The following is a 22,085-nucleotide window of genomic DNA, read 5'->3' on the forward strand; positions in this document are numbered from 1 at the left end:
CTCGCCGCCGTCGTGCAGCTCCTTCCCGTCGTGAAGCTCGCCGCCGTCGTGCAGTTCCTTCCCGTCGTGAAGCTCGCCGCCGTCGCTTTGCTCCGTGGCATCCGCCTTCACGGCGGTCGGGATCGGCCGCACGATCTGCAGGGAGACGGAATGCAGAGCGGTTGCGCTGCGCCCGATCAAGGCCGATTTCTCCTGAGCCGTCAGGCCGGAGAACAGACCGACATAAGTGTCGGGATCACGGCGGAATGCCTCTGCGGAAACGGGATTGGCAGCCAACTGCGCCAGGATGCGGCACAAAGTCTTGGACGTGCGACGTTCCCTTCCGCCCAGCGGCTCCTTCTCCAGCCGCGCCACGGCATCCATCTCGAACGGGCCGTAATCGCCCGCCGGAGATGCAACCACCGTATCACCGGCCGCGGCCGCCGCGCCCCCCGGCGAGCGCATCCCGAACTTCTCCATCATGTCCGGGTCCAGCGGCAGGACATCCTTGGGCGGCAGATAGAAGGAACAGGCCTGATGAACGGAGGCCCGGACAGCCGGGTCGCGGTACGCCTTCAGCGGCCGGCGGATGATCTGACTGTCCAGCCCGGGGAAAGTGGCGCCGACATAATGGTATGACGGATGGTTCTCGCCATAGATTTCGATCAGGCGTTCGAACAGGATGGCGCGCTTGTTGTTCTTGAAACCCCTGGCGGAAAAATAACTGTCGCCGACCGAGCCCACCTGCAAAAGCACGACATGGCTGGAAGTCAGCAGCGGCCTGTTGCGCAGCAACATGTCGCTGGCATCCACGATCTGACAGCCATGGATGGAGGGATCGATGCGCAGGTCGGCGAACAGATAGTCGGTGGAGGAAATGCCCGGCAGCAGTTCGGTACGATGCCCTTCCTTGCGCGCGATGTTCAGCGCGCGGCGCGCAGGGGAAACAAAGAAACCCGGATGCCCGTAGAAAACGGCCGTCACGCGCTTGCCCTCGCGCACGGCCCGCAGGATCAATTCGGCCATCTGCACATAGGTGACGAGCCGACGCTTGTCCTCGCCATAATGCAGGGCGAGATTATAGGCGTTGGGATTGAGTTCACGGATGAAATTGGCGGTCACGCCATCGGGGACGGCGAAAAACACGGTATCGGCGTCACGGATGTGGCCGACAGCTTCCTGCGTGAAATGTGATATGGACCGGATGCCGGTGCCGACCACGGTCAAGCTGCCGTGGGTCTGCCCGGCGACAATGGGCTTTGACACATCAATGGAATTAGGCATCGTCCTGTTTCCCCCTTGAGTGCGCTGACGGTAGAATATGGCGCGAAAGGACTAAGCCTTCGGCGGCATGACCCTAACGCATTCGAGGCATGAATGCATGTCGTATAATTAGAGAGAGTGATTTTGCATTACATCCCTGGTTTGTCCACCCATGGACCGGACCGGCATGCTTGCATGACGTCCGGCCCTATCGCGTGGACAGCAATGAAAGGCCGGCGGCATGGAGGATGAACGGGGCCGCCCGCCCTTGGGCGTGATCCTTGCCGGCGGCCTGGCCACACGCATGGGTGGCGGGGACAAGGGGCTTGTCATGCTGGACGGGCGGCCCCTGATGCAGCACGCCATGGCGGCCTTGCACCCCTGGGCCGACCGCATCCTGATAAGTGCCAATGGACCGGCTGCACGGTTCGCGGGCTTGGAGTGGATGGGGGATGCGCCGGTCCTGCCCGACACGGTTCCGGACAGGCCCGGCCCGCTGGCTGGTATCCTGGCTGCCATGGAATGGGCCGCCGCCCATGCGCCGGACCATGCCGACATCCTGTGCGTGCCGTGTGACACACCCTTCCTGCCGGCCGACCTTTTGCCCCGGCTGGCGGCCGGGCGGCAGGCGGCGGGGGCGGCCATCGCCCTGGCCGCGGGCCCCGACGGCGCGGGGGGCTGGCAACGGCATCCGACGGTCGGCCTCTGGCCCGTCGCCCTGCGCCGGGCCCTGCGGAACGCACTGGTCGTGGAGGGCCTGCGCAAGGTCGGGGCCTTCGCCGCCCGCCATGGCGTAACCCTGGTGCGGTTTCCCCCCGGTCCCGGCGGGCGTGACCCGTTCCTGAACGTCAACAGCCCCGGCGATCTGACCGGGGCTGTCGGGTCTGCAAGCACCCCTGCGGGAGAAGCTCACTCGTAACGCAGGGCCTTGACCGGCTTGGCCACCGCGACGCGGGCCGCGTGTCCGGCCACGGTCACCCAGGCGATCAGCAGGGCACCACCGCCGGCCATCAGGAACAGCAACGGGTCCAGGCTGATCCGGTAGGCGAACCCTTCCAGCCAGCGCGACAACAGCAGCCAGGCCAAGGGCCAGGCGATCAGATTGGCCAGCAGCACGGGCCGGGAGAATTGCCAGACCAGCAGGCGGACCAGTTCCGGTACGCTGGCGCCCAGCACCTTGCGGATGCCGATCTCCTTGGTCCGGCGCTCAGCCGTGAAGCTGGCCAGCCCGAACAGGCCAAGACAGGCGATCACCACCGCCAGACCCGCAAACGCCGCGAACAGCTTGGCCTGGCGCACGTCATCGGCATAAAGCGTATCGACCCGTTCATCCAGGAACTGCCGGCGCAACGGCACCCCGGGCGCCATCTCCTTCCACAGCGCGTCGATACGGTTCAGCACGCCGGGGATGGAGCCCGGGCGGATGCGCACCATCATGACGCGCGCTTCCTGCGGTTCGGCATGATAGACGGTGGCGACCGTGCTGGTCCGCGCCGATTTGTACTGAAGATCGGACACGACGCCCACGACATGCATCAGCGCGTCCCCTTCATCATGGGGATAGCCGAGCGTGCGGCCGATGGCGGCCTCAGGCGTGCCCCAGCCGAACTGGCGCACGGCGGTCGCGGAAACCAGGACGGCACCCGTGCGGCCTTCCACCGGACCCGTCGTGCCCTCCGGCGGCGGCTTGAGCTCGTCCGTGCCGAACGCCTTGTCGAAGGTGCGGCCAGCCAGCAGATGGGCGCCCAGCACCTCGAAATACCCGTAATCCACCGGTTCGGTCCGCACGGTCATCAGTGCCCCCTGCCCGTCATCGGTGAGCTGGTAGGTGGAGGTGCGCTCCGACGGGTCGGACGGCGCCCAGGGGGCGGCCGCCACCGCGACCACTCCCGGATCGGCCAGGAGACGCTGTTTCAGGGTTTCCGCCTTGTCGCGCACCGACGGCGTCTCAAGCCCGCGCAGCAGCACGACATTCTCCTTGTCGAAACCCAGTTCCTGGCTGCTGGCATAGCGCGTCTGCTCCAGCACGACCAGGGTCCCCACGGACAGACCGATGGCCACGGCAAACTGTGCCACCACCAGGGCGGCACGCAGCCGTCCCCCGCCGACACCCGCGGACTTGTTGGCGCGCAGCACCTGTGCGGGACGGAAGCCCGACAGCACGAAAGCGGGATAAAGCCCACCCAGCAGACCCAGCAGCAGCGACAGGCAAAGCACCGTGCCGCCCAGCAGGGTGGATGTGTGGAAGGACGGGTCCAGCCTGATGTCCAGCGCCTGCTGGAACGGTGCCAGGGCCAGTTCCACCACCGCAAGGGCCAAAAGCCCGGCCAGCAGGGTCAGGATCAGGGATTCCGCCAGGAACTGCACCACGATCAGCCGGCGACGCGCACCCAGCACCTTGCGCAGGGCCACCTCCCGCGCACGCAGCGTGGCCCGCGCCGTGGCCAGATTGACGAAATTGATGGCCGCGATGCCCATGATCAGCGCCGCCAGCGCGACCAGCCCCGAAATCACCCCCATGCTGGTCCCGCGCTCACCCGGCAGCGGATGGGTCCGGATGTCCAGTACGCGCTGCAAGGTCAGTTCGGCCCGATAGCCGGTCGCACTGTCTTCCTCGGCACCCGGACGGTTGCGCTGGACGAACCCCTTCATATCGGATTGCAGGCGTGCGGCGTCCGTGCCGGGCGCCAGGATCAGATATGTGGGTATCCAATTGTTGTTCCAACTCTCCCGCTGGCGTTCGATGAAGGGCAGCGGCGTGGCGATGGACAGTAGCGCTTCCACCTGCTCCGTGGCGTTGGCCGGGGGGTCGATCATGACCCCGGTCACGGTCAGCACCTGTCCGCTCGCCAGCGTCAACGTGCGCCCCAGCGCCGGCTGGTCGCCGAACAGCTTGGTCGCCATCGAAAGGGTCAGCACCGTGCTGTTGGGCTGTGACAGGGCTGTTTCCCGGTCCCCCGACAGGAACGGCCAGTCGAAGATCCGGAAATAATCCACATCCGCGGCATGGAAGGTGACGTACAGGCTTTCATCCCCCTGCCGCACGATTTCCCTGACCCGGCCCGACCGGGCAATGGTGACGATCTCCGCAAATTCCTGCTTCAGCGCGGCAGCGACGGGCATTGATTGGGAGGCGGTCGCCTCCGGCTCCCGGCCCGGCATATATTCGGTGCGCACCACGCGCCATATCTCTGGCGCCTGACTGAACAGCCCGTTGAAGGACAGTTCATGCCGGACGAACACAGTGATCAGCAGGGCGGCCGCCAGGCCGGCCGCCAGGCCGAACACGTTGATGGCCGTATAGAGCTTGTGGCGCAGCAGGTTGCGCACCGCCACCATGATCCAGTTCCGCAGCATCCACCCTCTCCCCCAAAATAATCACTTCAAATCGACGGGCGGGCCTTCCGGTTCCCACGAGGGGACAGGCGGGGCCGCCCGCCATTGTTCATTCGTGCCGCAGCGCCCGGACGGGCGGGGCCATGGCTGTCACGGCCGCATGTCCGGCCACGGTTGCCCAGGCGATCAGCAGGGCTGCCACACCCGCCGCCAGGAAATAGGCCGGCGACAGCGCCACCCGCTGATCGAACCCGTCCAGCCAGTCGCGCAGCAGCCACCAGGCAACGGGCCAGGCGATCAGGTTGGCGATCATGACGGGACGCGAGAACTGCCAGACCAGCAGCGCGACAATCTGGGCGACCGTCGCACCGAAGACCTTGCGCAGCCCGATCTCCTTGGTGCGCCGCCGCGCGGCAAAACCGGTCAGACCGTAAAGCCCCAGGCAGGCGACCAGGATGGCCAGCCCCGAAAAGGCGGCGAAGACGGTGGCCTGCACCCGCTCGTCATTGTACTGGGCGGTGATCAGGTCCTCCACGAAGGCGGCCTTGAACGGCCGGTCCGTGACCATCCGGCCCCAGATATCCTCCACCTGCGACAGCAGGGCGGCCGGGTCCTTTCCGTCGAAGCGGACCGACAGCACGCGGTACTGTGCCTCCTGCTGGTACATCACGGTGGGCTGCACGCCATATTTCAGCGACCGGAAACGAACGTCGGGAATGACCCCGATGATGGTCAGATCGAACGGCACATGGTTGTAGAAGCCCGTGCGCAGAACACGGCCGACGGCAGCCGACGGATCGGACAGGCCCAGCAGGCGGGCCGCCGTCTCGTTGATGATGGCAGCAGCCCGCCCCGTTTCACCGTCTGCCGGCCGGCGGATCATGTCGGCGCCGAAGGCCGGATCGAACAGGCGCCCGGCCAGCGGCTTCACATGGTAGAGTTCCAGGAACCCGTCGCCCAGGCTCTGATAGCTCATGGCCTTGGACTGCTCGCCCGACCCGGCCAGGGTGAAGCCGTTATTGTTCTCCGAATTGTCGGTCGGCACGTCGGAGGACAAGGCCACCGCCCGCACGCCTGGCAGGCGGCGCACCTCTTCCAGCAGCGCCTGACGGGTGCCCTCGAAGCTCTGGCCCCCCAGATTGCGCACGGCCAGCACATGTTCCCGGGCAAAGCCCAGGTCGGCGCTGGTGACGAACAAGGTCTGACGGTAAACGACCAGCGTCACGATGGACAGTCCGATGGCGACGGCGAACTGAAGCACGACCAGCAGGCCGCGCAGCCGCGCCCCGCCGCCATCGGCGGCATTCTCCCCCTTCAGGATGCGGGCCGGCTGGAAGCGCGACAGGTAGAACGCCGGATAGGCCCCGCCCAGCAGCGTCACCACCAGCGCCAGCCCGCCCAGCGCGCCCAGGAACAGCGGGTCCAGCAGCGGCAGCGAAAGATCCTTGCCCGTGACGCCATTGAAGGCCGGCAACCCCACTTCCATCAGGACAAGCGACGCCAGCACGGCCCCGGCCACCAGCAACGCCCCCTCGATCAGGAACTGGGCGACCAGGGACCGGCGGCGGGCCCCCAGCACCTTGCGGACTGCCACTTCCCGGCCGCGCAGGGAAGAACGGGCCACCGCCATGTTGGTGAAATTGACGCAGCCCAGGGCCAGGATCAGCACCGCCACCAGCGACAGGGCCGCCACCAGCCCCGCATCACCGATCGGCTTCATGTCCCCCATGTCGCCGGCCTGGGCACGGGCTTGCAGCCGGATATCCCGGATGGGCATGAAGAACTGGCTGGCAAAGTCCGACGCGAGCATGCCCTCGCCATTATGGGGCACGACCCGGTCCAGAAACCCCTTATTGTCCGCCGCAAGCCGGGCCACATCCCCCACCTTGCGCAGCTTCAGATAGGTGTAGACGTTGACCGAGCTCCAGGTGTCCAGCAGGTTGGGAAACGGGGCCAGCCGCTGCGGCACCGGCGGGGCCAGCATCTCCACTTCCAGATGCGTGGCGCGCGGCAGGTCGCGGATGACGCCTGTCACCTTGTGGTCGTACCGGTCCGCGCCGATGCAGCACAGGGTCAGGGTGCGGCCCATGGGATCGGCATCGCCGAAATATTTGCGGGCCGCACTTTCCGTCAGCACCAGCGACGACGGGTCGGACAGGGCGGTGGCCGGGTCGCCGGCGATGAAGGTGAAGCCGAACAGGGACAGAATGGACGGGTCGGCATAGGTGACGACCTGCTCAATGGCCGTCCCGTCCCGCAGCACCGACTGCCGGAAGGGCAGCAGCCGGCCCGCCGTCTCCACCTCGGCCGGATAGGCCTGGGTGAAGGCATCCATCATGCGGCCCGCGGAACGCACGGTGTTCAGGGGACCGCGGCCCGGCATCTCGTAGCTGGTATGGACCCGCACGATGCGGTCGGCGTCGGGCACCCAGGCGTCATAAGACAGCTCGTCACGCACATGCAGCAGGATGAGCAGGCAACTGGCCAGCCCCACCGCCAGGCCCAGAATATTGATGGCCGTATAAAGCTTGTGCCGCAGCAGGTTGCGCAGGGCAACCGTGACCCAGTTCCTCAGCATCCCTATGGCCTCCCTGTCCTTTGGCTTGGCGTCATTCGTAGCGCAGGGCCGTCACCGGCTTGGCCTGAGCCACCCGGGCGGCGTGCAGACCGACCGTGAGCCAGGCGATGGCCAGCGCCAGGGCGCCGGCCGCCACGAACAGCAACGGGTTCAGGTCGATACGGAAGGAAAAGGCGCTGAGCCACCGGTCCATGAAATACCAGGCGGCGGGCCAGGCGATCAGGTTGGCGATCAGCACGGGCTTGCTGAACTGCCAGACCAGCAGGCGGACGATGTCCATGACGCTGGCGCCCAGCACCTTGCGCAGCCCGATCTCCTTGGTCCGGCGCTCCGCCGTGAAACTGGCCAGGCCGAACAGGCCCAGGCAGGCGATCATGATGGCCAGACCGGAGAAAGCGGCGAACATCTGCGAGGTCTTGGCCTCGCGGACATAAAGGTTCTGGATGCGGGTATCCAGGAATTCGCGCTGCACGGGCCGGTTGGGGTAAAGGTCGCGCCAGGCGCGGTCGATGGCCGCCAGGGTGCCTTCCACATTCCCGCCCCGGATCCGGATGATCAGGTCGGAATAGGTGCCGTTATCCACCATGAACATGGCCGGCGCGATCGGATCATGGACCGAGCGGAAGTGGAAATCATCCACGATGCCGATGACGGTCAGCCGCAGGGTGCCGCCCTGGCCGGCACCCGCCTCGAACTCCTGGCCCAATGCTTCCTGGTTGCCGGCAAAGCCCAGACGCTTGACGGCGGCTTCGTTCAGGATGACGGCGCCGGTGAAGACCTTCTTCTCCTCTTCAGCGGCGGGAGTGGTGGCGGCGGCGCTGCCGGCCGGGGGCGGAAAGATCACCTGGTCAGACGGCCGGTTGCGGTCGAAATCACGGCCGGCCACCATGCGCAATCCCAGGGTCCTGACATAGTCCCAATCGACCGCACCCTGGCGCAGTACCAGCAACTGGTTGGGGTCGGCACCGGGCACGCGGACATTGGTATTGTTTTCGCTGCCGCTGCTGGGGGTGGCATCGGTGCCGGCCACGCTGACCACGCCTTCCAGGGCGGCCAGGACGTTGGTCAGCGTCTGCTGGCGCTCCCGGTCGCTGCCGCCGGGAAAGCCGTTCAGGACGATCGTATTTTCCTTGTCGAAGCCCAGATTCTTGTTCTGGGCGTAGAGAAGCTGCCCATAGACGACGGCCGTGGCCACCATCAGCGCGATGGAAATGGCGAACTGCACGACGACCAGGGCCATGCGCAACCGGCCGGAACCGCCGCCCACCCCGCTGGACGACCCTTTCAGCACGCGGGCCGGGTTGAAGCCGGACAGGAAGAAGGCCGGGTAGGCCCCCCCTGCCACGCCGACGACCAGGGCCAGCCCCAGCAGCACCGGCGCCAGCAACGGGTCGGTGAACAGGTTGAAGCTCAGTTCCTTGTCCAGGAAGGCGGAATAGGCCGGCAGGGCCAGTTCGACCAGGGCCACCGACAGCAGCAGGCCGATCAGGGTCAGCAGCAGCGATTCACCGATGAACTGGATGATGATCTGACCGCGGCTGGCGCCGACCACCTTGCGCACGCTGACCTCCCGCGCCCGCTGGGTGGCGCGCGCCGTGGCCAGGTTCATGAAATTGATCGATGCGATAGCCAGCACCAGGACCGCCACGGCCGCGAAGGTGACGATTTCCGTATAGGAGGTGGCAGGCCGCATGGAGGTCTGCAAAGGCTCGGTGTGGATATCCTTCACATTGCGGATGCGGGGCGTGAATATCTCACCCAGATTGAAGCTGCCCGTGACGGAATGGATGGTCGGCGCGGCCGTCTTGATCCAGGTCGCCAGACGGGTATTGATGGCATCGACATCGGAACCCGGCTTCAACAGCAGGTAGGTCTCGCAGCAGATGCTGCCCCAGTTCCGCTCCTGGTTGCGGGTCGTCTGGCTCAGCGAGGCATAGGGCCGGATGATCTCCAGGTTGAAATGGGTGTTGGACGGCATGTCCGGGATGATGCCGGTCACCTTGACGGGGTCCCCGTCCTCTACCTCCAGCGTCCGGCCCAGCACGTCCGCATCCTTGAAGAATTTCCGCGCCGCGCTTTCGGTCAGGACGATGCCATTGGGTTCGTCCAGCGCCGTCATGCGGTCGCCCTGCAGGAAGGGAAAGTCGAACATGCGGAAGAAGTCGGGATCGACCGCGCGCGTGGTCTCCGTGAACAATTCGTCCCCGCGCCGGAAGATGGTGGTGTCCTGCACCACCCGGGCCGTCATTTCAACCTCCGGGAAGCCTTCCTTCAGGGCCGCAGCCAGCGGCAGCATCGCGACGGCGACATTGTCCGCCTGCCGGCCCGGCAACTGCGCCCGGATGGCTACCTGATAGAGGCGGTCGCTGTCGGAGAAGAAACGGTCATAGGTGGTCTCGTTGCGCACGAACAGCAGGATCAGCACGCAAGTGGCCAGGCCGATGGCCAGGCCGCAGATGTTGATCGCAGAATAAAGCTTATGTTTCAGCAGGTTGCGTATCGCAACCATCAGATAGTTCTTCCACATCGCCCGTTTCCCCCCTTCCCTTGGCCCTCCCCCTTGCGCCGTTATGCGGCGCGCAGGTTCTCCGCCACGACCTGTCCATCGAACAGGTTGATGATCCGCGTGGCGTACTGGGCATGCGGCATGGAGTGGGTGACCATGACGATGGTCGTGCCCTCGGCATTCAGGTCGGTCAGCATGCGCATGACCTCGTCACCATTGGCGCTGTCCAGGTTGCCGGTCGGTTCGTCCGCCAGCAGCATCTTGGGCTTGGCGACCACGGCGCGGGCGATGGCGACACGCTGCTGCTGACCGCCCGAGAGCTGCTGCGGCAGGTGGCTTTCACGATGCCCGATATTCACCTTTTCCAGCGCGGCCTTCACCCGTTCCTTGCGTTCGCGCGCCGGGATATCGTGATAGAGCAGGGCCAGCTCGACATTCTCGAACACGGTCAGTTCGTCGATCAGGTTGAAGCTCTGGAAGATGAAGCCGATATTCTTCTTGCGGATATCGGCCAGCTTGCGCTCCCCGTATTTCGACACTTCCTCGCCGTTGAACCAGTACTGCCCGCCGCTGGGCGTATCCAGCATGCCGATGATGTTCAGCAGCGAGGACTTGCCGCAGCCCGACGGGCCCATGATGGCGACGAATTCGCCGTCGCGGACATGGATGTTCACGGAATTCAGTGCCGTGGTTTCCACTTCCTCGGTGCGGTAGGCCTTGACCAGATCGACCAGCTTCAACATTCCCTTGTTCCTTCCTGCTATGTGCTTCGTGATGGGTCGTCTTCTCAGTTCAACTGGATGCGGTCCATGCGGGTCATGTCGCCATAGGCAGACGTGACCACACGCTCACCCGGTTCCAGACCGCTCTTCACCTCGATCACCTGCGCGTTGCGGCGGCCGAGCTGTACCCCGCGCTTCGTGGCATACTTGCCGTCCGGTCCGACCACAAACAGCCAGGCGCCGCCGGTGTCCTGGTAAAAGGCGCCATTGGGGATCAGCAGCGCCGTCGACGTATCCCCAAGCTTCAGGCGAAGCTGCAGGGTCTGGCCCGGCCGGATATCCCTGGGTGCGGCATCGGCGAACTCAAGCTCCACGCGGAACTGTCCGTCCCGCACCTGCGGGAAAATCTTGGCGACGCGCAGCACATGGGTACCCGCGCCGATGGCCACCTCCGCCGTCTGGCCCGTGGTCAGGCGCGGCAGATAGAATTCATCGACCTGCGCCACGACCTTGAAGCCGTCCATCCGGTCGATGCGGCCCAGCCGCTCGCCGCGCGTCTTGTTCTGGCCGACCTCCGCCTCCAGCGAGGTGAGCTGGCCGTCGACGGGCGCCTTGACGATCAGATTGTCCAGGTTGCGGCGGGCGAATTCCAGATTCTCCTGCAATTTCGCGGTGCTTTCGCGCAACTGGCCAAACTGTTCGGACCGCAGCCGGTCGGTCACCTGCTGCGTCTCGCGCAGGACCTCGCGGCGGCGCAGCAGATATTCGTATTCGTCCCGCGCCTCGTCATACTGCGCCTGACTGATGGCCTTGCTCTTGATCAGTTCTGCCCGGCGGTCCAGCGTGCGCTTCAACTGCACCAGCCGGTATTCGACCTCCACCAGGTTCTGCCGGTTGGTGAGCCGCGAGACCTCCAGGTTCAGTTCCACGGTGCGAAGCTGGTTCAACTGTTCGATCACCTGCGCCTCACGGCTGATGACTTCAAGCTGCAGGTCGGTATTGGTCAGTTCCAGCAGCGGCTGGCCCGCCGTCACGAACTGGCCGGCCTCCGCAAAGCGCCGCTCCACCCGGCCGCCTTCCATGCTGTCCAGGAAGATGCTGGTCAAGGGTTCCACGGAGCCACGAACAGGGATGAAATCCTCAAACGGGCCCTGGCTGACAGTGGAGACCACCAGCCGTTCCTCCGCCACGCGCACCGTCTGTCCGCCCGTGCTGCCCAGGGCGAGGTAAAGTCCACCCGCCCCCACCAGCAAGGCCACGCCGGCGGCCATGATGGCCTTCTTGTGCTTCTTGATGCCCGTCTTCTCGATCCGGCGGTCCATCGCCATGATTAGCCCCCTACCCCGTCACTATCTTTCGCGTCAGACCAGACGGCCCAGGAAATGGGCCAGCGCCACCAGCACCAGCCCACCCAGCCAGATGTCCGGATGGACGCGCAGCACGGCATCCTCGATCCGGTCGAGAAGGCCGTTCTGGTCCAGGGCATCGGTCGTCTGTTCCGTCGTCTTGCGCATGATGTCCACCTTGTCTGCCGGCCCCACCGGTGTTCAGCCGTGATGTTCCCCCCTTTCATAGGCAAGGGTCGTGCCAAGCGGAATCTGGCGGAAATGCTCGGATTTTCAGGCCATCCCGTTTGTACGTTTTCGAACAGTGTCCGTTTTCGGACATGCTGCTTCCCCAAAATCGGACAATGGAACGGTCCGCCCGCGCATGAGGCAGCGGCCCTTGCTGGCGCGGATGGCCATGATTTCCAAAAGAAACAGGCCGATCAACGCATTGGCATGGCGGCAGCAGCGATGGCGGCAAGCCATGCACAGACTGTCTTTGCGCATTGGGTCATATAGCCTTTCGCGCGCCGCCGCCTGCGGATAACAGGCATAGGATCGGGCCAGATGTTTCCCGAAAGGCACCACGCCATGCTGAAGATGATGGAATCGCTGATCGCGAACCTGCTGGGCACTGACGGCCCGGCCCAGGACGTTCCGGCGTCGGGGAACGGCCCGGCTCGCGCCATGAACCCGGCCAACTCGGCGATCCCCCGGGCGGACGACAATGTCGTGGATGCCCTGCGGCGCATCCTGGGCCGGCGCGACCCGTCACAGGCGGGCAGCATCCAACTGATGGGGCTGGAGAGCCTGCGGGCGCGGATGGGTGACCGCTGGCCTGCCGTGGCCGATCGTGTCCATCTGCTGACCATCCGGCTGCTGAACCAGTATCTGTCACCGCTGGATACCTGGTTCCGCCCGGACGGGGAAACCTATGTCGTGGTCTTCGCCCAGTTGGGACCGGCGCAGGCGGGGGAAATCTGCTCCCATCTGGTGGAGGAATTGCAGGCCCTGCTATGGGGCACGGCGGAAACCGGCAGCATCAAGGCCCGCGCCGTCGTGCATGCCATCGGGTCGGAGACCATGTTCGATCCGGCCAAGCTGCGCCGCACCCTGGACGCCGCCCGCACCGGCGCAGCAGGCACGGGAACGGCGACGGACGGGTTCACGGGGTCCCAGGGCGAGGCTGCCGGGCCGCTGGAGGTCCGGTACCGGCCGATCTGGGACGTCAAGCAACAGGTCCTGTCCGTCTTCACGGTCCGCCCCTGCCGCCAGCGACGCGGCGGCAGCCTGCTCTGGGGCCTGGACTGCCTGGACGATCCGGAGGACCCGGCCCAGATCCTGGAGCTTGACCTGTTCGTCCTGCGCGAGGCCGTGTCCGTGGCGCTGGAACTGTTCGACAACCGGTTCCGCTTCTTCCTGTCCGTGCCCATCCATTTCGAAAGCCTGGCCGTGCAGAGCCGGCGGCGCGCCCTGATCGGCTGCCTGCAGGCGATCCCGCCGCATATGCGCAGCCTGATGACCTATCATCTCCGTGGGGCGCCGGCGGGCGTGCCGGTCAGCCGGCTGGCGGAGATGATCAGCACGCTGCGCCCTTATGGCCGGACCACGATGGTCGTCGTCGACCCCGTCTCCGCCGACCTTTCCGTTGTCGCCGCGGCGGGCGCCAAGGTGGCCTGCCTGCTGCTGCCACCCGGCGCCAGCGTGCAGCGGCACCGGGCCGAATTGCTGCGGTTCGGCCTGGCCGCACAGAAGCACCGGCTGCACACTTCCGTGGAGGGGGTGGAGGATTTCGCCATGGAGGCCCTGTGCGAGGAGGCACAGATCAGCTTCCTGTCCGGCGACCTGATCGGCGGCTGGGTGGAGGTGCCGCAACAGGCCGTGCGCCGGAGCCTGGACGATTTCCGCGCCATGGCCCCGGCCGCCATCCCGGCCTGAAATATCAGGCCCCGGCCACCGCCCGTTCCAGCAGCCCGATCGACCATTCGACATGGCTGTCCATGACGGCCGCCGCCGTGCGAGCGTCACCGGCCAGCACCGCATCGGCCAGACGATTGTAATTGGCGATGTAGCCGGGTATGTGCCGGGGCAGATCGATGGTGCCGGCCAGGAACCGGTTCCAGTATTCCAGGTTGAGCAGTCCCAGCAGATAATCCACATAGGGCTTCTGCCCGATCTCGTTCAGCAGATAGTGGAAATCGTTCAGGACCAGATAGAACCTGTAGGAGGGCGGGTCGTCGCGGCTGGCGCGAATACGATCGATGGCCGCTTCCACCCGTGTGCGGTTATCCCCCTCGCCGATACGCCGCGCGGCGGCGACAACACCAACCTTGGCGATGGGGCCCGTCACCTCATAGATCTGGATCAGGTCGGCCAGGGACAGTTCGCGCATGATGGCGCCCTTGTCGGGCAGCAATTCCACCAGCCCCTGACCCGCCAGGATATGCAGCGCCTCGCGCACGGGCGCGCGGCTGACACCCAGGCGCTTGGCCAGTTCCGCCGCCTTGATGCGCTGCCCGGGCCGCAGAACGCCCTCATCCAGGCTCTGCATCAGCATCTCGTGTACACGCTGCACCAGCGTCGTTTTCGTGCTGCCGTCGGCCATCAGCTTGGGCGCACCGAACGGTGATGGTGCCGTGGCCGCATCCGATGACATTTCGTCCATGTCATCATCCCCATCATCGGGCGGGGGCGGAACATGGGCACGCACCCTGGCTTCCTCACCCGCCCGCATGCCGGTCCTTGCCTTTGTCATCACCCCAAAGCCCCCCGTTTATCATGGGCCTGTCCCTCATGCCGGCGGGACGGACGGCCCATCGTCGCAGATGCTACGACAACCACCATCCCCCTGCATAGAAGCCCGGCGCACAGCATAGCGCAAAGGCCAATAGTGTCGACAGATTATTGGCGTCACCCTATTTCGTTTCTGATGGAACGATGTGCCAATTTGTATCATATTGATTTTGCTTGTTATTTATTTCAGGAGCCCCTTGAGAGACAAAAAAATCAATGATTCTGGCAATTCCTTCTTGAAAGTGCCGACACTTTATGGCGGATTAAAGGGGCGCACGGCGACCTTGCCAAGGTGGTGGGGAAATGAAACGGGAGGCCGGGCGCACAGGCGGTTTATGTTCATCGGGGACTGACGCCATGGAAAACCATATGACCGACACCGACCCCGTCGGCACCGGCCTCGGCAGTCGCATCGCCCGGCTTGGTCAGTTGACGGAGATCGAGCCACAGCGCGGACACGATCTTCCACAGCATGTAGCGGACCTGATCTGGTCACGCCGTCTGCTGCCCGTGGTGACGCGGGCGGACGAGGCACCAAGCCCCTTCGGGACCAGAGCGCCGATCAAAGGCGCCGGGGATATGTCCATCACCTATGCCGTCTGCCCGGCCGGCACGGGACCATCGCTGCACACCCATCGCCGAACCTTTGAGACCTTCACGGTCCTGAAGGGGCGATTCCAGTTCACCCTGGGCGATGACGGGGAAGGCACGGCCGTGCTGGACCCGTTCGACGTCATTTCCGTACCGCCGGGCGTCGCCCGCGCCTTCCGCAATGTCAGCGCGGGCGAAGGCTTGCTGCAGGTGATCATCACCGGCGGCCGGCACGACGTGGACGACATCACCTTTCCAGCCAGAACAGCCAGGGAAATCGCCGGTCACGGTGAAGAGTATCTGGCGTACTTCCAGTCGAAGGGGCTTCACTTCGACATCTGATCCGACGGGCGCATGGTTTATCCTGAACGGCAATCCATGATGATTGCCGGATGTACCGTTACGCCTACGCATCTTTCATATAAGAATACAAATGGAGGACGGGGACATGACCAGTTCGAGGCTTCACACCCTGTTGTTGAGCGGCGCCACGGTAATGGCGCTGGCTCCCTTGCCGGCACTGGCACAGGCGGCGGACAGCGGCCTGCTTGAAGAAATCATCGTCACGGCGACGAAGATGGGCGACACGCGGTTGCAGGAAACGCCCATCGCCATCACGGCCTTCACATCGGACGCGCTGGAACGCACGGGCATCAAGGATGTCCGCGACCTGGCCGGATCGACGCCGAACCTGGTCGTCGCCCAGAACGGCGCCTTCGCACAGCTTTATATCCGCGGCATCGGGTCGAACAATGTCTTCGCCGGGTCCGACCCCAGCACGACGGTCCATATGGACGGTGTCTATCTGGCCCGCCCCGCCGCCGTCTTCAACAATTTCCTGGATGTCGAGCGGATCGAGGTGCTGCGCGGGCCGCAGGGCACACTCTATGGCCGCAATTCGGTGGGCGGCACCATCAACATCATCTCCCGCCTGCCCGACAATCAGGTCCGGGCCAAGGCCCAGGCTACCATCGGCAATTACGACCTGTTCCGCGGCGAAGCCTATATCAGCGCGCCCCTGATCGAGGACAGGCTCTATGGCAGCGTGTCGCTGATGGGCAGCAAGCATGACGGCTATTTCAAGAATGTCGTCGCGTCGGGCAATGACCGCGCCAGCGAGGATACCTGGGGCGCGCGCGCCATCCTGCGCGCCACCCCGAACGAGGCGCTGGACATGGTGTTCCGCGCCGACTATCTGGCCGATTACGGTCATTTTGTCGGCAATCAGGCGCTGTTGCAGCCGTTCCGCCCCGTGGCCGGCGGCCCCGTGGACCCGGTGACCGAAGCCATCCGCGGCGACTGGCACAAGGTGGCGCTCGACAGCCCCAGCGACACCAACCGCAAGATCAAGGGCGTGTCGGCGGATATCACCTACACCTTCTCCGATATGGCCGTCCTGAAGTCGCTGACCGCGTATCGCAAGAGCGACCTGGACTATGTCAACGACACCGACGCCACCAACCTGCACCGCCAGGAAACGCGGCAGCAGGAATATCAGGACCAGTTCTCCCAGGAACTGAACCTGTCGGGCCGGATCGATCGGTTCAAATATGTGCTGGGCCTTTATTATTTCGACGAGCATATCGACACGGATTCCACGGTCACGGCCTTCAATCTGAACCGCGTCACCAACCCGGCCCCCACCGTGGATACCAAGGCCTGGTCCGGTTATGGCCAGGGTTCCTTCGACGTGACCGATCAGTTCACCCTGACCGCCGGCATCCGCTATACGGATGAAAAGAAGGATTTCGACCAGTATCTGAACATCTACACCCTGTCGACCGGCGCGCCGTTGGCGACATACCCGCGCCGGTACCTGAACAAGGGCCACTACACGGCCTGGACCCCGAAATTCGGCGCGGAATACAAGGTGACGCCCGATGTCATGCTGTACGCCTCGGCGACGCGCGGGTTCAAGTCGGGCGGCTTCAACTTCTCCTCCGGCAACACGGCTCAGGGCTTCGCGCCGGAAACGCTGTGGAGTTACGAGGCGGGCTTCAAGACGGAATTCGCGGACAGGCGCATCCGGCTGAACGGTTCGGCCTTCACCTATGATTACAAGGATTTGCAGGTGCAATCCTTCCTGGTCCCCGGCGTCACCGACATCACCAACGCCTCCGACGCGAAGGTGGATGGGGTTGAGCTGGAACTGACCACGCGACCCGTGACCGGGCTGGATATCGGCGGCACGCTGACCTATCTGAACGCGCGCTATAAAAACTACCCCCAGGCGCCGATCCCGGGAACCAGCCCGGCCGTGACCATCGATGCGTCGGGCAATTACCTGAACTCCTCGCCCAAATGGGCCTATACGCTCTATGGCCAGTACAGTTTCGATCTGGGGGGCGGCACGGCGTTCGTGCGCGGTGAATATGGCTGGAAGGACCGGCAATATTTCACGGTCGTGAATGACGCGGTGCAGACCATGGGCAGCTATGACCTGCTGAATGCCAGCATCGGCTTCGCCCCGGATGGCGGCAACTGGCAGGTGGTGCTGTACGGCCGCAACCTGTCCGATACGCAATATCTGGTCTCCACGGGCAGCTTCACGGCGGTGCCGGCCGGCACGCCGGGCGATCCGCGCACCTATGGCCTGCGCCTGACCTACACCTACTGACCGCCAGCAAACAGGGTCTGGAAATGTCTTCTGCATCCCCGCTTCATATCGACGGCACCTGCGATCCCGATTTCGCGCATATGCGGGAGGTGTTCGCCGAGAATTTCCGCAGCCGGGGCGAAATCGGTGCCGCCGTCTGCGTCTATCGCGACGGGAAAAAGGTCGTCGACCTGTGGGGCGGGGTGGCGGATGTCGCCACCGGTGCCCTTTGGCAGCAGGATACGATCTGCTGCATGATGTCCGTGGGCAAGTCCATGGCGGCCTTGTGCCTGTTGATGCTGATCGACAGGGGCAAGGTCGACCTGGAAGCCCTCGTCACCGACTACTGGCCGGAATTCGGCCAGGCCGGCAAGGAAAAGACCACCGTCCGCATGCTGCTGTCGGCCCTTACCGGTGTTCTTTATGCCGATGCGGCCCCGGATGGCTCGGCCTATGACTGGGATGTGATGTGCCGGGCACTGGCCGCACAGCAACCGGAATGGGAACCGGGCACCCGGGGCGCCTATCATTCCGTGACCGCCGGCTATCTGTTGGGGGAAATGGTGCGGCGGGTGGATGGCCGCATGATCGATGTCTTCTTCCGCGAGGAAGTCGCCCGCCCCCTGGACGTCGATTACGGGTTCGGGGTGGCGGAAAAGGACATGCACCGCGTGTCCGACATCCTCCCCAATCCCGGCAGCGTCACCTTCGTACAGGCCAAGGACAAGACGACCAAGCTGGGCCGCGCCTGGCGCGTGCGGCCCAGTTCGGCCAACCCCTACAATGAACCGGCCTATCGCCGGGCCGTGTTCCCGTCTTCCAACGGTCACGGCAATGCCCGCGCCATCGCCCGCGTCTATGCCGCACTGGCCAATGGCGGGTCGCTGGACGGGGTGCATCTGATCTCCCCCGCCCTGGTGGAGGAGATGCGCACCGAAAGCTGGCGCGGCATCTGCGGCATGACGGACCGGCCCTTCCGCTATGGGGTCGGCCTGTTCCTGAACTATGCCCCCATGTTGTGCTTCGGTGCCAATCCGCGCGCCTTCGGCCATCCCGGTGCCGGTGGGGCCGTCGGCATCGCCGATCCGGAAGCCGGCCTCTCCTTCAGCTACAGCCCGAACCTGATGTGCGCGGGCGCCGGCATGGGCGAGCGGTGCGAGGCCCTGGTGCAGGCCGCCCTCGGCAAGCAAGCCATCATCTGATCAATGACCCCCAGGGAGGGGAAAAATGTCCGATTTCAAAGGAAAAGTGGCCCTGGTGACCGGCGGCAGTTCCGGCATCGGCGCCACGGTGGCCAAGGCGCTGGGCGCCCGGGGCGCCCATGTCGCCATCGTGGCCAGCAGTTCGGTCGCCAAGGCCGCCCCCGTGGTGGATGCGGTGAACGCAACCGGCGGCACCGCCCGCGCCTATGCCGCCGATGTCCGGGACGAGGTGGCGGTCACCGCCCTGCTGGACCAGGTGGTGGCGGATTTCGGGGGACTGGACATCCTGGTCAATGCGGCTGGCGTGTTCGAACCCAGCCCCATCGGCGACACGGCATCCGACACGATGAACCGCATGGTCGACATCAATCTGAAGGGCACCTGGAACTGCCTGCAGGCCGCCGTGCCGCATCTGAAGGCGCGCGGCCGTGGCAAGGTCCTGAATTTCGCGTCGGTGGCCGGAACCATCGGTGTCAAGGGGTTCGCCGTCTATTGCGCGTCCAAGGCCGCCATCGTCATGATGACGCGGGTGGCGGGGGCCGAACTGGCGCCGTTCGGCATCAATGTCAACGCGGTGGCCCCCGGCAACACCGAAACCCCGATGAACGAGGCCCTGCGCACCGCGCCGGAAATGGCCGAAGTGCTGGACGGCATGCGCCGCATGACACCCAGCGGCATCACCTTCTCCAAGCCGGAGGAGATCGCAGGGGCCGCCCTCTACCTGCTGTCCGATGCCGCCCGGCCCGTCTTCGGCACGACGCTGGTCATCGATGAAGGCATTTCGGCCGCCATCGGCTGAAACCATCGGCGCCCGGCGCTTGAGGGAACACGAAAGTAAAACAGGGGGATCGGGAATGACGGACATTATTCGCAAGGACAGTACCTATGCCTGGTACGTGGCGGTGCTGCTGTCCGTCGCCCACCTGATCTCCTTCGTGGACCGGTTCGTGATGAGCCTGGTCCTGGTGCCGATCAAGACCGAACTGCTGCTGAGCGATACGCAGTTGGGGCTGCTGCACGGCACGGGCTTCGTCATCCTCTATACCGTTGCCGCCATCCCGCTGGGCTGGATGGCCGACCGCGCCAATCGCCGCAACATCATCGTGGCCGGCATCCTGGTGTGGAGCCTGGCCACAGCGGCCTGCGGGCTCGCCACCTCGTTCAACAGTCTGTTCCTGGCGCGGGTCGCCGTGGGCTTCGGGGAAGCGGCGCTGGTGCCGGCCGCCATGTCGCTGATCGCGGCCTATTTCACCCGGGCGAAACTGTCGCGCGCCGTCAGCACCTTTACCATGGGCGCCTCGCTGGGCAAGTCGGTGGCCCTGATCGTCGGCGGCCTGATCCTGGCCTGGCTGACGGCGCGCGGCGGAGCCATGCTGCCGGGCCTGGGACACCTGTCGCCCTGGCAGGGATTGTTCATGGCCGCGGCCCTGCCCGGTCTGGTGGTGGCCCTGCTGCTGCTGACGGTAAAGGAACCGCCCCGGCCCGTGACCGGCGCCGACACGGCCAAGCCGGGGCTGCGGGATGTGTTCACCCATATCGGACGGCACCGGGCCGCCTATCTGCTTCATACGGCGGCGGCGGCATCGGCCATCCTGCTGGTGCAATCCTATGCCGCGTGGTCGCCCACCTTCTATATCCGCAATTTCGGCATGACGCCGGCGGAAGCGGGATATCTGGTGGGCATGGTGGTGCTGGTGGCGGGGCCGGCCGGCCACCTGACCGGTGGCTTCCTGACCGACCGCCTGCAGGCCAAGGGCGTCGGCGGCGCACCGGGGCTGGTCATCGGCACCATGCTGGTCCTGTCGATACCGCTGGCCGTCATCTTCTGCACGACGGACAATAAGGCCTTGTCCCTGGCCAGCTACGCCCTGTTGAACGTCACCATCACGGCTGCGGCCCCGCCGGGCCTGTCGGGCATCCAGTTGCTGACCCCGGAACGGCTGCGCGGCATCACCAGCGCCTGCTTCATGGCGGCCATCACCTTCACCGCCATCGGCCTGGGACCGGCCAGCATCGGCATCTTCACCGATCAGGTCTTTCAGGATGAAAAGGCGCTGGGGTCCTCGCTGCTGCTGGCAACCTTCATCTTCGGCATCCTGGGCGCCCTGTTCGCCTGGTTCAGCCGGGCGCCGGCACGGGCCGCCACGCTGGCCGAAACCTGATCCCCATCATCCATCGAAGCCACGACAAACGGCGGCCCTGAAGGCGCCGAAGGGGCGAGATTTGCCCCGAGATCCGGAGAAGACCCATGCGCAAATCCGACAAGGTCATCATCACCTGTGCCATCACAGGGTCGCTGCATACGCCGACCATGTCACCCTATCTGCCCATCACCCCGCAGCAGATCATCGAGCAGTCGGTGGAAGCGGCAGAGGCTGGTGCGGCCATCCTGCACCTGCATGCCCGCGACCCGATCGATGGACGCCCGTCCCCGGATCCCGACCTGTTCATGCAGTTCCTGCCGCAGATCAAGCAGCAGACCGACGCCATCATCAACATCACCACGGGCGGCGCGCCGGGTTTCAGCGAAGATGACCGGCTGGCCGCCCCCTTGCGCGCCCTGCCGGAAATGACCTCGCTGAACATGGGGTCGATGAATTTCGGCGTGTTCGGCCTGGCCGACAAATACCCGGAATGGAAGCATACCTGGGAGAAGCCGTTCCTGGAGGCCAGCAAGCGTTTCGCCGCCAACCATAATTTCGCGCTGATCGAACGCATCATCCGCGAACTGGGTGAAGGCCATGGCACCAAGTTCGAATATGAATGCTATGACCTGGGCCATCTCTACAATGTAGCGCATTTCGCCGAACGCGGCCTGATCAAGCCGCCCTTCCTGATCCAGGGCATCTTCGGCGTGCTGGGCGGCATCGGGGCCGATCTGGAAAACCTCACGGCGATGAAGCAGACGGCCGACCGCCTGTTCGGCAATGATTATTACCTGTCGGCCTTCGGCATCGGCCGCATGCAGATGCGGTTCCTGACCATGTCGGCCATGCTGGGCGGCAATGTCCGCGTCGGCCTGGAAGACAGCCTGATGATCGGACGCGGCCAACTGGCCAGGAGCAACGCCGAACAGGTGCGCAAGATCAGGACCATCCTGACGGAACTGGGCATGGACATCGCCACCCCGGACGAGGCCCGCGCCATGCTGGCGCTGAAGGGTCCGGATCGCGTTGCATTTTAAGGGTGGGAAC

At 65.0% G+C, this 22,085-nt stretch carries 16 protein-coding genes; 8 read left to right on the forward strand and 8 right to left on the reverse strand.

What is annotated here, in order from left to right:
- A partial coding sequence (locus ACM9LZ_RS22940; protein ID WP_416621851.1) for an SAM-dependent methyltransferase occupies positions 1-1,263 on the reverse strand: 1,263 nt, incomplete at its 3' end.
- A 220-nt stretch (positions 1,264-1,483) separates the two neighbouring features.
- Between ACM9LZ_RS22940 and mobA the strand changes: the two genes are divergently transcribed.
- Entirely contained in the window at positions 1,484-2,161 is a 678-nt protein-coding gene (gene mobA / locus ACM9LZ_RS22945; RefSeq protein ID WP_416621852.1) for a molybdenum cofactor guanylyltransferase MobA, read from the forward strand.
- Here mobA and ACM9LZ_RS22950 read toward each other — a convergent pair.
- The 6 genes from ACM9LZ_RS22950 to ACM9LZ_RS22975 form a co-directional block, all read right to left on the reverse strand.
- The gene (locus tag ACM9LZ_RS22950) at positions 2,152-4,599 is read right to left on the reverse strand and encodes an ABC transporter permease (RefSeq protein WP_416621853.1); all 2,448 of its coding nucleotides are present in this window, start codon (positions 4,597-4,599) and stop codon (positions 2,152-2,154) included. The genes mobA and ACM9LZ_RS22950 overlap by 10 nt on opposite strands.
- A gap of 88 nt (positions 4,600-4,687) precedes the next feature.
- On the reverse strand, positions 4,688-7,156 hold the full coding sequence (locus ACM9LZ_RS22955; protein WP_416621854.1) for an ABC transporter permease: 2,469 nt from the start codon (positions 7,154-7,156) through the stop codon (positions 4,688-4,690).
- Between the two features lie 31 nt (positions 7,157-7,187).
- On the reverse strand, positions 7,188-9,683 hold the full coding sequence (locus ACM9LZ_RS22960) for an ABC transporter permease (protein WP_416621855.1): 2,496 nt from the start codon (positions 9,681-9,683) through the stop codon (positions 7,188-7,190).
- 41 nt (positions 9,684-9,724) lie between these two features.
- Complete coding sequence (locus tag ACM9LZ_RS22965; protein WP_416621856.1) at positions 9,725-10,405, reverse strand: ABC transporter ATP-binding protein; 681 nt, start codon at positions 10,403-10,405, stop codon at positions 9,725-9,727.
- A 44-nt stretch (positions 10,406-10,449) separates the two neighbouring features.
- Positions 10,450-11,712, reverse strand: coding sequence for an efflux RND transporter periplasmic adaptor subunit (locus ACM9LZ_RS22970; RefSeq protein WP_416621857.1), 1,263 nt, complete (start codon positions 11,710-11,712; stop codon positions 10,450-10,452).
- A gap of 33 nt (positions 11,713-11,745) precedes the next feature.
- Positions 11,746-11,898: a hypothetical protein gene (locus ACM9LZ_RS22975; protein WP_416621858.1), complete on the reverse strand. Its 153-nt coding sequence runs from the start codon at positions 11,896-11,898 to the stop codon at positions 11,746-11,748.
- 402 nt (positions 11,899-12,300) lie between these two features.
- Between ACM9LZ_RS22975 and ACM9LZ_RS22980 the strand changes: the two genes are divergently transcribed.
- Positions 12,301-13,647 carry a hypothetical protein gene (locus ACM9LZ_RS22980; RefSeq protein WP_416621859.1) on the forward strand — a complete coding sequence of 449 codons (1,347 nt, stop codon included), beginning with the start codon at positions 12,301-12,303 and terminating at the stop codon, positions 13,645-13,647.
- 4 nt (positions 13,648-13,651) lie between these two features.
- Here ACM9LZ_RS22980 and ACM9LZ_RS22985 read toward each other — a convergent pair whose 3' ends face one another.
- Positions 13,652-14,464, reverse strand: a complete 813-nt coding sequence (locus ACM9LZ_RS22985; RefSeq protein ID WP_416621860.1) for a GntR family transcriptional regulator — start codon at positions 14,462-14,464, stop codon at positions 13,652-13,654.
- A 407-nt stretch (positions 14,465-14,871) separates the two neighbouring features.
- Here ACM9LZ_RS22985 and ACM9LZ_RS22990 point away from each other — a divergent pair, with 407 nt between their 5' ends.
- From ACM9LZ_RS22990 to kce, 6 genes are all read left to right on the forward strand, one after another.
- Positions 14,872-15,435: a cupin domain-containing protein gene (locus tag ACM9LZ_RS22990; RefSeq protein WP_416621861.1), complete on the forward strand. Its 564-nt coding sequence runs from the start codon at positions 14,872-14,874 to the stop codon at positions 15,433-15,435.
- A gap of 106 nt (positions 15,436-15,541) precedes the next feature.
- Positions 15,542-17,710, forward strand: a complete 2,169-nt coding sequence (locus ACM9LZ_RS22995; RefSeq protein WP_416621862.1) for a TonB-dependent receptor — start codon at positions 15,542-15,544, stop codon at positions 17,708-17,710.
- Between the two features lie 23 nt (positions 17,711-17,733).
- A complete protein-coding gene (locus ACM9LZ_RS23000; protein WP_416621863.1) occupies positions 17,734-18,891 on the forward strand; it encodes a serine hydrolase domain-containing protein in 1,158 nt (385 codons plus the stop codon).
- A 25-nt stretch (positions 18,892-18,916) separates the two neighbouring features.
- Complete coding sequence (locus ACM9LZ_RS23005; RefSeq protein WP_416621864.1) at positions 18,917-19,690, forward strand: SDR family NAD(P)-dependent oxidoreductase; 774 nt, start codon at positions 18,917-18,919, stop codon at positions 19,688-19,690.
- 55 nt (positions 19,691-19,745) lie between these two features.
- Complete coding sequence (locus ACM9LZ_RS23010; protein WP_416621865.1) at positions 19,746-21,053, forward strand: MFS transporter; 1,308 nt, start codon at positions 19,746-19,748, stop codon at positions 21,051-21,053.
- A gap of 86 nt (positions 21,054-21,139) precedes the next feature.
- On the forward strand, positions 21,140-22,075 hold the full coding sequence (kce, locus tag ACM9LZ_RS23015; RefSeq protein ID WP_416621866.1) for a 3,5-dioxohexanoate:acetyl-CoA acetone transferase: 936 nt from the start codon (positions 21,140-21,142) through the stop codon (positions 22,073-22,075).
- Positions 22,076-22,085 lie beyond the last annotated feature (10 nt).

It is taken from the genome of Niveispirillum fermenti (assembly GCF_048066175.1).
Taxonomy (GTDB): domain Bacteria; phylum Pseudomonadota; class Alphaproteobacteria; order Azospirillales; family Azospirillaceae; genus Niveispirillum; species Niveispirillum fermenti.

Excerpts from the sequence above, each read along its gene's own strand:
- ACM9LZ_RS23005 (WP_416621864.1), top strand. The coding sequence starts at position 18,917 with ATGTCCGATTTCAAAGGAAAAGTGGCCCTGGTGACCGGCGGCAGTTCC.
- ACM9LZ_RS22960 (WP_416621855.1), bottom strand. The coding sequence starts at position 9,683 with ATGTGGAAGAACTATCTGATGGTTGCGATACGCAACCTGCTGAAACAT.
- ACM9LZ_RS22950 (WP_416621853.1), bottom strand. The coding sequence starts at position 4,599 with ATGCTGCGGAACTGGATCATGGTGGCGGTGCGCAACCTGCTGCGCCAC.
- ACM9LZ_RS22970 (WP_416621857.1), bottom strand. The coding sequence starts at position 11,712 with ATGGCGATGGACCGCCGGATCGAGAAGACGGGCATCAAGAAGCACAAG.
- ACM9LZ_RS23010 (WP_416621865.1), top strand. The coding sequence starts at position 19,746 with ATGACGGACATTATTCGCAAGGACAGTACCTATGCCTGGTACGTGGCG.
- ACM9LZ_RS22975 (WP_416621858.1), bottom strand. The coding sequence starts at position 11,898 with ATGCGCAAGACGACGGAACAGACGACCGATGCCCTGGACCAGAACGGC.
- ACM9LZ_RS22985 (WP_416621860.1), bottom strand. The coding sequence starts at position 14,464 with ATGACAAAGGCAAGGACCGGCATGCGGGCGGGTGAGGAAGCCAGGGTG.
- ACM9LZ_RS23000 (WP_416621863.1), top strand. The coding sequence starts at position 17,734 with ATGTCTTCTGCATCCCCGCTTCATATCGACGGCACCTGCGATCCCGAT.
- ACM9LZ_RS22995 (WP_416621862.1), top strand. The coding sequence starts at position 15,542 with ATGACCAGTTCGAGGCTTCACACCCTGTTGTTGAGCGGCGCCACGGTA.
- ACM9LZ_RS22965 (WP_416621856.1), bottom strand. The coding sequence starts at position 10,405 with ATGTTGAAGCTGGTCGATCTGGTCAAGGCCTACCGCACCGAGGAAGTG.
- ACM9LZ_RS22980 (WP_416621859.1), top strand. The coding sequence starts at position 12,301 with ATGCTGAAGATGATGGAATCGCTGATCGCGAACCTGCTGGGCACTGAC.
- mobA (WP_416621852.1), top strand. The coding sequence starts at position 1,484 with ATGGAGGATGAACGGGGCCGCCCGCCCTTGGGCGTGATCCTTGCCGGC.
- ACM9LZ_RS22990 (WP_416621861.1), top strand. The coding sequence starts at position 14,872 with ATGACCGACACCGACCCCGTCGGCACCGGCCTCGGCAGTCGCATCGCC.
- kce (WP_416621866.1), top strand. The coding sequence starts at position 21,140 with ATGCGCAAATCCGACAAGGTCATCATCACCTGTGCCATCACAGGGTCG.
- ACM9LZ_RS22955 (WP_416621854.1), bottom strand. The coding sequence starts at position 7,156 with ATGCTGAGGAACTGGGTCACGGTTGCCCTGCGCAACCTGCTGCGGCAC.